This is a genomic window from Xanthomonas rydalmerensis (genome assembly GCF_033170385.1).
Classification (GTDB): Bacteria; Pseudomonadota; Gammaproteobacteria; order Xanthomonadales; family Xanthomonadaceae; genus Xanthomonas_A; species Xanthomonas_A rydalmerensis.
Genome location: NZ_CP126170.1, coordinates 82,659 through 96,327 on the forward strand (window position 1 = coordinate 82,659; position 13,669 = coordinate 96,327).

12 protein-coding genes and 1 pseudogene are annotated in these 13,669 nt (G+C 68.3%); 7 read left to right on the forward strand and 6 right to left on the reverse strand.

Going from position 1 to position 13,669, the window contains the following annotated elements; translation table 11 throughout:
- Positions 1 to 157: 157 nt before the first annotated feature.
- From QN245_RS00375 to QN245_RS00385, 3 genes and pseudogenes are all read left to right on the forward strand, one after another.
- A pseudogene (locus tag QN245_RS00375) lies at positions 158 to 654 on the forward strand (CsgG/HfaB family protein).
- On the forward strand, positions 651 to 1,046 hold the full coding sequence (locus QN245_RS00380) for a DUF4810 domain-containing protein (RefSeq protein ID WP_317844243.1): 396 nt from the start codon (positions 651 to 653) through the stop codon (positions 1,044 to 1,046). The pseudogene QN245_RS00375 and the gene QN245_RS00380 overlap by 4 nt, the downstream one beginning before the upstream one ends.
- A complete protein-coding gene (locus QN245_RS00385; protein ID WP_184646972.1) occupies positions 1,043 to 1,702 on the forward strand; it encodes a DUF799 domain-containing protein in 660 nt (219 codons plus the stop codon). The genes QN245_RS00380 and QN245_RS00385 overlap by 4 nt, the downstream gene beginning before the upstream one ends.
- A 55-nt stretch (positions 1,703 to 1,757) precedes the next feature.
- Here QN245_RS00385 and phhA read toward each other — a convergent pair whose 3' ends face one another.
- Positions 1,758 to 2,648, reverse strand: a complete 891-nt coding sequence (gene phhA, locus QN245_RS00390) for a phenylalanine 4-monooxygenase (RefSeq protein ID WP_184448777.1) — start codon at positions 2,646 to 2,648, stop codon at positions 1,758 to 1,760.
- A 126-nt stretch (positions 2,649 to 2,774) separates the two neighbouring features.
- On the opposite strand from phhA, the gene QN245_RS00395 reads away from it, so the two are divergent.
- The 4 genes from QN245_RS00395 (at position 2,775) to QN245_RS00410 (ending at position 8,056) form a co-directional block, all read left to right on the forward strand.
- Entirely contained in the window at positions 2,775 to 3,254 is a 480-nt protein-coding gene (locus QN245_RS00395; RefSeq protein WP_160968584.1) for an Lrp/AsnC family transcriptional regulator, read from the forward strand.
- Between the two features lie 231 nt (positions 3,255 to 3,485).
- On the forward strand, positions 3,486 to 5,687 hold the full coding sequence (locus tag QN245_RS00400) for a TonB-dependent siderophore receptor (RefSeq protein WP_317844244.1): 2,202 nt from the start codon (positions 3,486 to 3,488) through the stop codon (positions 5,685 to 5,687).
- 132 nt (positions 5,688 to 5,819) lie between these two features.
- On the forward strand, positions 5,820 to 6,692 hold the full coding sequence (locus QN245_RS00405; RefSeq protein ID WP_167088077.1) for a hypothetical protein: 873 nt from the start codon (positions 5,820 to 5,822) through the stop codon (positions 6,690 to 6,692).
- 32 nt (positions 6,693 to 6,724) lie between these two features.
- Entirely contained in the window at positions 6,725 to 8,056 is a 1,332-nt protein-coding gene (locus tag QN245_RS00410; RefSeq protein ID WP_167088075.1) for an XVIPCD domain-containing protein, read from the forward strand.
- A gap of 172 nt (positions 8,057 to 8,228) precedes the next feature.
- On the opposite strand, the gene QN245_RS00415 is transcribed toward QN245_RS00410, so the two are convergent.
- From QN245_RS00415 to QN245_RS00435, 5 genes are all read right to left on the reverse strand, one after another.
- Complete coding sequence (locus QN245_RS00415) at positions 8,229 to 9,257, reverse strand: patatin-like phospholipase family protein (protein WP_160968578.1); 1,029 nt, start codon at positions 9,255 to 9,257, stop codon at positions 8,229 to 8,231.
- 205 nt (positions 9,258 to 9,462) lie between these two features.
- On the reverse strand, positions 9,463 to 10,476 hold the full coding sequence (locus tag QN245_RS00420) for a TIGR00266 family protein (RefSeq protein WP_160968576.1): 1,014 nt from the start codon (positions 10,474 to 10,476) through the stop codon (positions 9,463 to 9,465).
- A gap of 221 nt (positions 10,477 to 10,697) precedes the next feature.
- The gene (locus QN245_RS00425; protein WP_317844245.1) at positions 10,698 to 11,528 is read right to left on the reverse strand and encodes an acid phosphatase; all 831 of its coding nucleotides are present in this window, start codon (positions 11,526 to 11,528) and stop codon (positions 10,698 to 10,700) included.
- Between the two features lie 175 nt (positions 11,529 to 11,703).
- The gene (locus QN245_RS00430; protein ID WP_184646978.1) at positions 11,704 to 12,486 is read right to left on the reverse strand and encodes a rhomboid family intramembrane serine protease; all 783 of its coding nucleotides are present in this window, start codon (positions 12,484 to 12,486) and stop codon (positions 11,704 to 11,706) included.
- Positions 12,487 to 12,588: 102 nt separating this feature from the next.
- Complete coding sequence (locus tag QN245_RS00435) at positions 12,589 to 13,542, reverse strand: TerC family protein (RefSeq protein ID WP_160968569.1); 954 nt, start codon at positions 13,540 to 13,542, stop codon at positions 12,589 to 12,591.
- Positions 13,543 to 13,669 lie beyond the last annotated feature (127 nt).

The following is a 13,669-nucleotide window of genomic DNA, read 5'->3' on the forward strand; positions in this document are numbered from 1 at the left end:
GGGGACCATGGGGTTGGCGCTTGCGTTGGGCCTGGCGGCTTGCGCGACCGAAACCCATCAGAGCGTCAAGCCGCAGACCGTGGCGGCGGCCAGCGTGCCCTACGCCGGCGCACGCGCGCCGATCGCGGTGGGCAAGTTCGACAATCGCTCGTCCTTCATGCGCGGCCTGTTTTCCGATGGCGCGGATCGTCTGGGCAGCCAGGCCAAGACCATCCTGATCACCCACCTGCAACAGACCAATCGCTTCCGCGTGCTGGATCGCGACAACATGGGCGAGATCCAGCAGGAAGCCCAGATCAAGGGGCAGGCGCAGCAGCTCAAGGGCGCGACTATGTCATTACCGGCGACGTGACCGAGTTCGGCCGCAAGGAGACCGGCGATACGCAGCTGTTCGGCATTCTCGGTCGCGGCAAGCAGCAGCAGGCCTATGCGAAGGTCAGCCTGAACGTGGTCGATAGCGCGACGTCCGAAGTGGTGTATTCGGTGCAGGGTGGTGGCGAGTACACCTTGTCCAATCGCGAGATCGTCGGTTTCGGCGGGACCTCCAGCTACGACTCCACGCTCAACGGCAAAGTCCTGGATCTGGCGATCCGCGAGGCCGTCAACAATCTCACCACCGCGGTCGACGCCGGCGCATGGAAGCCGGTCAAGTGACCCGCAACGCACCCTCGCACATGAACACCATCAACGTCCGCAAGCGGATCTGGCTCGGCGCCTGCGCCATGCTCGCGCTGGTCGGCTGCGCTCACCAGAACGCATCGCTCTACCAGTGGGGCAGCTACCAGGATCAGGTCTACAGCCACTTCAAGGGCGATAGCCCGGAGCAGCAGATCCAGGCGCTGGAAAAGGACCTGCAGGTGATGCAGGCCGCCAATCGCAGGCCGCCGCCCGGACTGCAGGCGCACCTGGGGATGCTGTACGCGGAAACCGGCAACGATGCCAAGGCCCAGCAGCAACTCCTCGCCGAGAAGGCCCAGTACCCCGAGTCCACCACGTACATCGATCTGCTGTTGAAGAACGGCAGCAACGCGAGGAGCGCGCAATGAAGAACGTCGCAAGAATGGCCTGCGTGGCCGTGCTCGGTCTGCTGCTGAGCGCCTGCGCGACGCAGCCGATGTCCCGCGATTACAGCGCGTACAAGGCCAGCAAGCCGCGGTCGATCCTGGTCCTGCCGCCGGTCAGCCATGCCCCGGATGTCAACGCCAGCCTGAGCGTGCTGTCGGTGACCACGCTGCCGTTGGCCGAAGCCGGCTACTACGTGCTGCCGGTGGCGCCGGTCTACGAGACCTTCAAGCAGAACGGCATCACGGTGGCCGACGAGGCCCAGGCGGTCGCGCCGGAGAAGCTGCGCGAGATCTTCGGAGCCGACGCGGCCCTGTACATCACCGTGGAAAAGTACGGTGCCGTGTATCAGATCATCAACAGCGTGGTGGTGGTTTCAGCCAACGCCAAGCTGGTGGATCTGCGCACCGGGACGGTGTTGTGGCAGGGCCAGGCGCAGGCGTCGAGCGGCGAAAATCAGAACAACGCCGGTGGCGGCCTGGTCGGGATGCTGGTGACGGCGGCGATCAATCAGGTCGTCAACCAGGTCACCGACCAGGGGCATCAGATGGGTAACGTGGCCAGCCAGCGTCTGCTGTCCGCCGGCCACCCTGGCGGCCTGCTGTACGGACCCTACAACCCGAAGTACGGCACCGATTGACCCTGCGCCATGCCCGGTCTCCGTCAGGTTCGGCGGAGACGGGCATGGCCGCACCTCACACGTCGCCGCCGTCCGCCCAGCCTTCGCCGCTGCCGGCATGGAACACGCGGTCCTGCGGCTGCACCTGGCCGGCCGGCAGCTGCGCCTGGTCGGCCAGCGCCGCATAGATCGGGGTGAAGTCCGGCGAGGTCGCCTGCATCAGCTGCTCGAAGCTGTCGATGACGAAGTAAGTCTTCTGGTAGGTGTCGATGCGGTAGCGGGTGCGCATGATCCGCTGCAGGTCGAAGCCGATGCGGTTGGGCGCGTCCGACTCCAGCGAATACAACGATTCGCCCTTGGACGAGACGATGCCGGCGCCGTAGATGCGCAGGCCGTTCGGCGTGTCGATCAGGCCGAACTCCACCGTGTACCAGTACAGCCGGGTCAGGTTCTGCAGCGCCTCCGGGCCGATCGCATGCGCCTTCACCCCGCCGCGGCCGTAGGCCTGCATGTAGTCGGCGAACAGCGGGTTCATCAGCAGCGGCACGTGGCCGAACAGGTCGTGGAACAGATCCGGCTCGGCGATGTAGTCGATCTGCTCGGGACGGCGGATCCACCAGGTCACCGGGAAGCGGCGGTTGGCCAGGTGGTCGAAGAAGTCCAGTTCCGGCAGCAGCCCCTCGACGCCGACCAGGGTCCAGCCGGTGGTCGCCTGCAGTACCGCATTGAGCGCGTCGAAGCGCGGGATCGCCTGCGGACTCATGCCCATCGCGTCCTGCGCCTGCAGGAACTCGTCGCAGGCGCGGCCGACCAGCAGCTCGCGCTGGCGCGTGTACAGCGTGCCCCAGGTGGCGTGGTCGTCGGCGCTGTAGCTGTCCCATGGCTGGGTCACCACGGCGGTGGTGTAGACCGGCACGTAGCCCTTGTCGGTCTGCTGGTGTTCGACGCGGCGCGGTGCGGTGTCCATGGTCGACGCTCCGGAAAGGGATGCCACGATGGTAGGCGCGCAGCCACGCAATGAGCTTGCGAAGTTGCAGGGATCCACGCGCTGCGCGCAAGATTGTTGCGTAGATTCCATGTTGCAGAGCAATAAATGACCGGAACACCGACCTTCGACCGCACCGACCTGCGCCTGCTCGCCCTGCTGCAGCGGCAGGGCCGCGCCAGCAATGCCGAGCTGGCGGCGCAGGTGAACCTGTCGCCCTCGGCCTGTCTGCGCCGGGTGCAGCGGCTGGAGGCCGAGGGTGTGGTCGCCGGCTACGCCGCGCGGCTGGTGCCGGCGGCGATCGGCCTGGGCCTGCAGGCCTTCGTCCGCGTGCAGCTGGAGAAGCACGGCCAGAGCGGCATCGCCCATTTCGCCGACAGCGTGCAGGGCTGGGACGAGGTCGTCGCCTGCCATGCGCTGACCGGCGACATGGACTACCTGCTGCACGTCTACGTCCGCGATCTGGCGCACTTCTCCGCGTTTCTGCTGGACAAGTTGCTGAACGCCGCTGGCGTCGCCGACGTCAATTCCAGCTTCGTGCTGCGTACCGTCAAGGACTTCGCCGGCCTGCCGTTGCCGCGCGGCTAGCGACCGAACCCGGGTGTGCCACTGCGTGTCGGCGCATGGCAGCCCTTGTTAAGTTGTTGCTAACGATTTACATTTGCGTTCTGCGACGGCCATCCATGGCCACAGCCCCTCCGCCAGCCCTCTTGGGCCAGCCACGCCGGATTCCCCGCCGTGGAGCGCGGCTGCGCCTGTCCTTTCCTCCACCCGCGGCGCGACCGTGTCGCCGCCGCGCCCACCCCGCGAGATCGATCCATGCTTCCCTCCGCTCCACGCCGCCTGCTGTCCCTCGCCGTGCTGTCCGCGCTCTCCGCCGCTTCGGCCCCGTTGTTCGCCGCCGAGGCCGAGGTCGCCGCCGACGTGCAGCCGACCACGCTGGACAAGGTCGAGGTCAGCGGCAGCCCGAGCCGTGCGCAGCCGTCGACGACCACCCGCCTGCCGCTGACGCTGCAGGAGACGCCGCAATCGGTAAGCGTGCTGGGCCAGCAGCGGCTGGAAGAGGAATCGCTGTTCAGCATCAACGACGTGATGCGCAACGTCACCGGCGTCAACGTGTCCTTCTTCGACACCCAGCGTCCGCTGTACTTCGCGCGCGGCTTCCAGATCACCGACTTCCAGGTCGACGGCCTGCCCACCTACAGCGGCTCCACCAACCAGGAATACGACATGGTCTTCTACGACCGCGTCGAGGTGATCCGCGGCGCCAACGGCCTGCTCAGCGGCGCCGGCATTCCCTCGGCCACGGTCAACCTGCTGCGCAAGCGCCCCGGCAAGACCTTCGATGCGTCGTTCGCGGCCTCGCTGGGCACGTGGGACTTCCGCCGCACCCAGGCCGACGTCACCGCGCCGCTGACCGCCGACGGCCGCTTCCGCAGCCGCTTCGTCGCCGCCTGGCAGGACCGCGGCTACTACTACGACCACTACACCGAGCAGAAGATGTCGGGCATGGCGGTGCTGGAAGGCGACCTCACCGACACCACCACGGTTACCGTCGGCTACCAGCGCCAGGACAACGATCCAGTCGGCTCGACCTGGGGCACGGTGCCGTACTTCTTCGCCGACGGCGGCTTCGCCGACCTGCCCAGCTCCACCAACCTGGCGCCGAAGTGGGCGCGCTGGCAGCGCAACACCCGCACCACCTTCGCCAACCTGGAACAGCGCTTCGGCGAGAACTGGCTGCTGAAGGTCAATCTGGCGCGCACCGAGGGCGAGGTCGAAAACCTGCGCGTCTACGGCAGCGGCTATCCCCAACGTGACGGCAGCGGCATCTACCTGCGCGCCGCCGCCGGGCAGACCACCGACACCCGCGACGGCCTGGACGTGTACCTGTCCGGCAGCTTCCCGCTGTTCGGCCGCGACCACGATGTGGTCGTCGGCGGCAGCTGGCAGGACCTGCAGTCGAACACGCCGACCATGGCGCTGCGCTATCCGGGCGACTGGACCACCTGCGGCCGCGAGCGCTGCTACTACATCCCCAACGTCTACGACTGGCAGGGCGACGTGGGCCAGATCACCACGGCCCGCACCGGTGCGCGGCGCGAGGCGCGCACCACCCAGCGCGGCGTGTACGCCTCGACCCGGCTGCGCCTGGCCGAGCCGCTATCGCTGATCGCCGGCGCGCGCCTGAGTTCCTGGCAGACCCGCACCCAGGCCTTCGCGGCCGACGGCAGCTACACCGGCACCAGCGGCCGCTACCGGGTCAGCGACGAGGTCACGCCCTACGTCGGCCTGGTCTACGACATCACCCCGGCCATCTCCACCTACGCCAGCTACACCGAGATCTTCAATCCGCAGAACTACAAGGACAAGGACAACAACCTGCTGGCGCCGGTGCAGGGTTCCAACCTGGAGGCGGGCATCAAGGCGCAGCTGGCCGACGGCCGCGCGCTGCTCAGCGCCGCAGTGTTCGAGGCCAAGCAGGACAACTACGCGGTGCGCGACATGACCCAACCCGAGGCCTCGCTGCCCGACGGCAGCTCGGCCTACATCGGCGTCGACGGCACCAAGAGCCGTGGCTGGGAACTGGAGTACAACGGCGAATTGCGCCCGGGCTGGACGCTCAATGCCGGCTACACCCACGCCAAGGTCACCCGCGCGCCCACCGATGCGATCTACGCCAACCTGCCGGAGGACTATCTGCAGCTGTCCACCCAGGTGCGCCTGCCCGGCGCCTGGCAGCGCCTGAGCCTGGGCGGCGGCGTGAGCTGGCAGAGCGCGGTGCGTGGCTACAACATCCAGCGTCCGCTCGGCGACGGCAGCGCCGCCACGCGCCCGGTCACCGTGGTGCAGGATCCGTACGCGCTGGTGCACTTCAATGCCAACTACCAGCTCAGCACGCAGTGGACCGCGACCCTGGCGGTGACCAACGCGCTGAACAAGAAGTACTGGGCCAACCTGGACTACCAGAACTACGGCGAACCGCGTTTCGTCAGCTTTACGTTGCGCTGGCGGTACTGAGCGGCGGCGCATGGCGGGCAAGGACGCCCGTCGCACAGCCTGATATGGCTGCGGCGGTGGCCGCTGTGGCGATGCGTGCCGGTGGCCGGCACCGCGCGTCTATACTGCCGCCGCCATTATCGGAGGATGCAGATGCGACCCGCCACGCGCTTGGCCCAGTGCTTGTTGCTTGCCGGCATCCTGCCCCTGGCGGGGTGCGCCCAGTCCGGCTCTGCCGACACGCCGGCGTCCACCTCCACCAATGCCCAGGGCTGCGTGCGAAAGCGCCAGCTCGGCCCACAGGATCCGTTCAAGACGCCGCCGCCACTGATGGAGGCATGCCTGGGTCCGTACAAGCTACGCATTCCGGCCAACTACTTCGGCGACCAGATGGGGCCGAACTTCGACGACAGTTTCGGCCTGTACCTGGAATACCCGTCGCTGCAGCCGTTCGCGCCGGGCGAACGCACGCATCTGCGCCTGGATGTGTCGACGCGGACGGTCGATATCGGGTATCACTATCTGGATCGGGTGAATGTCCATGAGGCGCTACGCAGGCGCTATACAGGCTATTCCGCAGACAAGGACAATCCGGCAGAGCATCTGGAAAGCCGTCTCGAACAAAGACCGGTGTATGGGCTGACCCCCTACTATGCGGACCTGCCGAAAGTGTTTGCCTACTACCAGGCAAAGGGATACCAGGCGTCGGCGCCCGTGTTCAAAGCGGAGGAACACGACGATTGGTATGTCGAACGGGATGCGGATGGCGAAATCCGTACCTTCATCAACTGTACCTCGCATGTGGTCGCCGAAACCGGTGTCGAGTATCGAGACGGCAAGCTGGTGCGCAGCAAGGACGCCGAACTTCCAGAGTGCCATCATATCTTCGCGCTTCCCGAGATCAGTACGCTCGTGGAGGTGCGCTACGTGCGCGCCGCATTGCCGGACTGGAAACGAATAGAGGATGCAGCCCGCAGCTATCTAGATAAGTTCATGGTGACACGGGATAAGACGCAGAACAGGTAGTTCTGCAGGCGTAGGGCAAAGGAGCTCTGGAAATGAATGGTCTGGACAAGCGCGATATCGAGGTTCTCGGTTACTACGCCGGGCAGGGGAATCGGGAGCTTTACTGGAACTACCTTGCAAACAAGCAAGGCAACGATGGCTATGGGTTGCTCGCGCTCGGCGTAGTCCGTAACGATAACGCGCCAGGCGCCACCGCAAACGCGTTCGCCGAAAGCCAGGCACGCAGCGATGGCGTCGCAATGAGCGAACGGCAGTGGAACGAATTCGGCGTGGATCTGATGAAGCGCGACTTCGAGAGTCGGCGAAGCTACTTTGACAATGACCAGCCCGCACAAGCACTGAATCTTCCAGTCAAGGACGTCGAAGCCGTCCACGACGCCACCTTTCAGAAGCACCACATCAATCCCAACGGCTGGACGCCACGCGAGCTGCTCGACGCCGCGCGCCGCCATGGCGGTGAGCCCGAGGCGGAAAAGGTCTGGTCGATGATGCTCGACAACTCCGCGCTGGGCCTGGATCGTGCAGGCGCCACGTTGAACGACGTACGCAAGTACGACGACGCGCAACTCGATGTGGTGTCCTACACCACACGCATGACCGCCGCGCGCCTACTCGCGCACGAAGCGCGGCCGATCACCGATCCGGACCGGATCGGTGCACAGAGCTTCTATTACGAGCGCGATGCGCGAACCGGGCAGTGGACCAATTGGGTGTCCGGTGGCGAGCAGACCATCGCCCAGCCGGTGCGCGACCCGCAGCAGATCCGGGAACTCGACGAGACCCGTGCGCTGCGCCTGGAGCGCCAGCAATTCCGCGAGCATTTCCATCCCGAGGATCCGTATCGCCACCAGCCGATCCTGCGCAGCCCGCAGACGCTGGCCGAGGCCGATCCGGTCCAGGCGGGTCCGGCGGTCGCGCAGGCCGCGCACATGTCCGATCCCACCGAGCCGGGCCATCCGCGCCATGCGCTGTACCAGCAGTGTGCCGCCGGCACCCAGGCGCTGGACCGGCAGTTGGGACGCATCCCCGATGCGGACAGCGCCTGCATGGCGGCCAGCGTCACCGACCTGGCCGCACGCAACGGTCTGCAGCGAGTGGATCACGTGCTGTTGAGCGAGCAAGGGCGCACGGCGCAGCCGGGCGAGCGGGTGTTCGTCGTGCAGGGCGATCCGAAGGATCCGGCGCACGTGCGCGCCCACATGTCCACCGAAGAAGCGATCCGCACGCCGGTAGCGCAGTCCTTTGAGCGGCTTGCCGAGTTCGATCGGCAGCAGGCGTTGGTCCAGGCGCAGCAAGTCGCGATGCAGCAGGATGTACACCAGCAGGACGCGCAGCGGCAGAGTGCGGCGGTGCCGCGGATCTGAGCGAAGCGAACCCTGTGGCGCTGCGATCAGGTCCGCAGCGCGGATGGCTGAAGGTACCTGTGGCCTCGACATGAGCCCCAGGTTGGATGAGCCGGCGAGGGGCGTTCGTGTAGAGGCCCCTGGCGCCCGGACCCTCACCCCCGGCCCCTCTCCCGGTGGGAGAAGCGAAGCCTCAGTCCTTCGGCTTGCAGGGATCGTCGCGGCGCAGCAGGCGGCCCAGGCGCGATGGCGGTTCGCATGGCGGTGGCGCCGGTTGCGCGGCCTTTGCCGCCGCGGCTGCGGCGGCCGCGCGCTGCTGCTGCAGTTGCGCCAGCTTGGCCTTGATCTGCGGCATCGCCGCCAATGCGGCCTTCTCGCCTTCCAGGATCGCGGCGTTGCGCTGGGCGAAGTCGGCCGCGCCGATGTCGTTGACCTTGGGCCGGATCACGATGTCGGCGCGGCCCAGTTCCTGCTGGCCCAGGCGCTGGCCCATGATCGCGATCGACTGGTTGACGGTGCCGAGCATGCTGCCCGGGTTCTTGCCGCTGGCCTTGCTGGAGATGTCCACGGCGATGACGAAGTCCGCGCCGAGCTGGCGTGCGGCGTCCACCGGCACCGGGCTGACCACGCCGCCGTCCACGTAGTGGAACTTGCCGATGGTCACCGGCTCGAACACGCCGGGGATGCTGCTGGACGCGCGCACCGCCTGGCCGGCGTTGCCGCGCACGAACACCGTGCGCTCGCCGTCTTCCAGGCGGGTGGCGACCGCGGCGAACGGCTTGGCCAGCTTCTCGATCGGCTTGCCCTTGAGCTGCGCGTTGACATAGTCCTGCAGCGCCTGGCCCTGCACCAGGCCGCCGGAGAACAGGCGCATGTCGCGGATGCTGCTCTCGTCCAGCGCCACCGCCGCCTGCTGCATCTGGAACGCGTCCATGCCGCTGGCGTACAGCGCGCCGACCACGCTGCCGGCACTGGTGCCGGACACCACCGTCGGCTCCAGGCCGTTGGCCTGCAGCATCTTGATCACGCCGATGTGGGCGAAGCCCTTGGCCGCACCGCCGCCCAGGGCGATGCCGATGCGCAGCGGCTTGGCCGCCGGCGACGGGGCCGGTCCGTTCACCACCGGGGCTGGCGGCGCCGGCTTGGGCTCGCCGCCGCAGGCGGCAAGCAGGCCGAACAGGGACAGGGACAGCAACAGGCGCGGGGAACGGAACACGGTCATGGAAGCGTCGCGGACAGGAGGAAGGAGCCGGCGCGAGCATAGCCGCATCCTCCTGCACCGCCCACGACCGGAGGTCATGCCACGGGTGGTTCTTGCGCTTCAGCGGAGGTGTGGGCGCCTGTGCTCCTGATGCTGCGAGGCGCTGCGCGCCCGTCCCCTCGCCCCAACCCCTCTCCCGGGGGGGAGAGGGGCTAAGTGTGCCGCCTCAGAAGTTGTTGTCGCCGTCCAGGATCCGGCCGAAGCCGCCCAGCACCGAGCCTTCGCCGCGGTTCTGCCCGCCGCCTTGCGGCGCGGCGGCGAACATGCGCCCGGCCAGGCGCGAGAACGGCAGCGATTGCAGCCATACCTTGCCGGGGCCGGTCAGGGTGGCCAGGAACATGCCTTCGCCGCCGAAGAACATGCTCTTGATGCCGCTGACCGGGCGCACGTCCATGTCCACCGAGGAGTGGAACGCGACCACGCAGCCGGTGTCCACGTCCAGCCGCTCGCCGGCAGCCAGCTCGCGCTCGATCACGCAGCCGCCGGCGTGCACGAACACCCAGCCGTCGCCCTCGAGCTTCTGCATGATGAAACCTTCGCCGCCGAACAGCCCGGTCATGATCTTGCGCTGGAAGTGGATGCCCAGCGACACCCCGCGCGCGCCGGCCAGGAAGCTGTCCTTCTGGCAGATCAGGCGACCGCCGTGCTGGTCCAGCTTCATCGCCAGCACCGTGCCGGGGTAGGGCGCGGCGAAGGCGACCTTGGCCTTGCCCTGGCCCTGGTGGGTGAACACGGTGGTGAACAGGCTCTCGCCGGTGACCAGGCGTTTGCCCGCCGACAACAGCTTGCCCATCAGGCCGCTCTGGTTGCCGCCGGAGCCGTCGCCGAACACGGTGTCCATCTGCACCGCCGCGTCCTTGAACATCAGTGCGCCGGCCTCGGCCACCGCGCTCTCGCCCGGGTCCAGCTCGATCTCCACGAACTGCATCTCGTGGCCGACGATGCGGTAGTCGATCTCGTCGGCGCGGCCGCCCGCGGCCGGCGGCGGCGGCAGGCCCGGCGGCAGGAACGCCGCGCCGCCCTGCAGCGCGGCGATCTGCGCCACCGGGAGCCAGCCGCTCTGGCCCTGGCACCAGGCCAGCGCCGTGGGGTTGTTGCGGGCGAAGGCGACTGCGTCGGCATCGTCGAACGGGCCGGAGCGGGTCTGTTCGCTGCCGGTCAGGAAGTACCACTGGGTCATGGGTGCAGGTCCTTGGCGGGTAGTGGCGGCGAGTCTAGCCTGCCGTCCCGGACCGTTCGCATCTGTCCAAAGGCAGGGGGGCCGCAGCGCCCGGTGGCCGCCGCGGGCGCAGGCGTGGGGCAAGCGTCACCTCGACGCGGTGGCTGGATGCACACGCTGCCTGTCAGGCGGATCGTCCATGGATGCGTCCTCGGCGCGCGGGCGCGCACCGATAGGCGTTGCTACAGCACGCTGGCCGGGCGCACCTGCAGGACGTCGGCCTCCGCGGCGCAGTCGCTGGCCGGCGCGCGCCCGGCCGCGCGCGCGGCGGCGATCTCGCCGCGTGCCGCGGCCAGGTCGGCGCGGAAGTCCGAGTCGTCGTGCAGCCGCGCCACCGTGGCTGCGCCCATGAAGCGGCCGGCGAGCACGTCGCTTTGCCAGTGCACGTTGCACACCAGCCGGCTCTCGCCGTAGTTGCGGCCGCGCGCGATCAGCGCCTCCGCGCGTTCGGGCGCGATCTCGCTCAGGACCAGCGCCCAGGCCCAGCCGATGGCGCTGTGTCCCGACGGATAGGAACCGCTTTGGCGCAGGTCGTCGAGATCGCCCGGGGTGCACACCGCCTGCTGGTTGCGCAGGAACGGCCGCGCGCGCTGGTACTGGCGCTTGGCCGCCTTGGTGGCGGCGCTGGCGTCGATGCGGCTGCGTTCCAGCAATGTGTAAAGGTGCGGGGTGTGTTGCGCATCGATCGCCACGCCCAGCGCGCAGGCGAACTGGCCGGCGCCGGTCGGGAAGCTCAGATCGGCATCGCGCGCGGCCTGCTGCCAGCGCGCGCTGCCGCGCAGGGCCAGCGCCTCGCGGTTGACCCCCAGGTCCAGCGCCTCGCCTGGCGAGCCGGCCGCTGGCGGTGCCGGCAGCAGTTGCAGGCTGTCCGGGACCGCGGTGGCCGGCAGATAGCCCACGGCCTTGTCCGCTGCAGGCGACGGCGCACGCAGCGCGGGGCCGCTGCACGCGGCCAGGGCGAGCGCCAGCACGGTAGCGGCGAAGCGGACACGACAGGCGGGCGACACGGGCATGCGAACTCGGACAGCGACGGCGGACCGGTCAGTGTACGGCGCGTGGCGGGGCGAGCGTCGCCTGCGACGGTGTCCTTCGCTGGACGCGCTTTGCTGTAGGAGCGGCTTCAGCCGCGACCGGGTTCCACGCGGCAAGTCCGGTCGCGGCTGAAGCCGCTCCTATGCATTGTCATGCTCATCCCCCGTCACGCTCCTCGCGCGGCGGGAAGCGCAGCACCACCCCGCGCGACACCGGCGGCGGTTGCCACAGCACCGGCACCTGGGTCGGCGGCGGCGGTTCCAGTTCGTCGTCTGCGACGAGGATCTCGTCCGCGTCGTCCTCGTCCTCCCAGCTGTAGCGCTTGCGTGGCGGCAGCGGATCGCGATGGCGCAGCAGCAGCGCGGCGACCACGCCGCCCACCGCACCGCCCAGGTGCGATTGCCAGGACACCCCGTCCTCGTGCGGCAGCACCGTCACCAGCATGCCGCCGTAGAACAGGAAGGCGATCATGCTGGCGGCGATCGCGGCGCGGTCGCGGCGCAGCAAGGCGAGCACGAATACCAGGAATAGCAGGCCGTGGGCGACGCCGCTGGCGCCCAGGTGATGGCTGCCGGGGTCGCCGAGCCACCAGGCGCCCAGGCCCGAGCCCAACCACAGCAAGGGCAGCCCGGCCAGGGTGGCGCGCGGATACACGCTGCCGGCCAGGGTGCCCAGGATCAGCAGTGCGCCGGCATTGGCCCCCAGGTGCTCCGGCGAGCCGTGCAGCAGCGGCGCGGTCAGCACGCCGAGCAGGCCGGCGGCCGTGTGCGGCGCGACCGCCCACGGCCGCCAGTCGAACAGGCCCTGGCTGGCGAACACCGCCACCAGTACCGCCACAAAGGCCAGGCTGGCATTGAACGCGCGCAGGATCCGCGCGCGGTCGAAGCGGCCCTGCGCCTCGGGTTCGGGCGGGGGCGAGGGGAGCGAAGAGGTGTCCATGCTCCCTGGATGGCGGCGCCCGGCCTGCAAGGCAAGGCGCCGCCGGTGGGAGGGACTGGCCACGGCCGCGGGACAATCCGCGGCCGCGGTGCCAGTGCCGGGTCAGTGCGCCGGCTTGGCCGGGCGCAGCAGGCTCAGCACGATGGTCGCGCCGATCACCACCGCCACCGCCAGCAGCGACACCAGCACCGGGATCTTGTACAGGTCGATGATCAGCATCTTGGTGCCGATGAACACCAGCACGATCGCCAGGCCGTAGGGCAGCAGGTGGAAGCGGTCGGCCATGCCGGCCAGCAGGAAGAACATCGCGCGCAGGCCCAGTACCGCGAACACGTTGGAGGTCAGCACGATGAACGGGTCGGTGGTGATCGCGAAGATCGCCGGGATGCTGTCCACCGCGAAGATCACGTCGGTGATCGCGATCAGCATCAGCACCGCGAACAGCGGAGTGAACCAGCGCTTGCCTTCCTGGGTCACGCTCAGCGCGTTGCCGTGGTACTGCGGGGTCAGGCGCAGATGCTTGCGCATGAAGCGCAGTACCGGGTTGGCTTCCAAGTCAGGCTCCTTGCCCGCCGAGAACCACATCTTGATGCCGGTCAGCAGCAGGAACGCGCCGAACACGTACAGCAGCCAGTGGAACTTGGTCAGCAGCACCGAGCCGGCGAAGATCATCACCGCGCGCAGCACGATTGCGCCGAGTACGCCGATCACCAGCACGCGCTGGCGCTGCTCCTCCGGCACCGCGAAGTAGCTCATGATCATCAGGAACACGAAGATGTTGTCGACCGCCAGCGACTTCTCGACCAGGTAGCCGGTCAGAAACTCCAGGCCCAGGCGGTTGCCGGTGGCCACGTCGATGGTCTCGCGCAGGTACCACCACAGGCCGCCATTGAACGCCAGCGCCAGCGCGATCCAGCCGATGCTCCACCACAGCGCTTCCTTGAAGGTGACCTTGTGCGGACCGCCGTGGCGCATCAGCACCAGGTCCGCCAGCAGCGCCACGATCACCACGATCGCGAAACCGCCCCACAACCACACGTTGCCTATCGTTTCCATTGGGAATTTTCCGTCAGTGAACAGGGAACCTCGGGGCCGCGGTGGCGGAGGCGTTCCGGACGGAGACGACGGATGTCGTCCAGAGGGTGCCTTCGCCACTGCGGCGAAGGTCTCGCTCGCAGCCGAT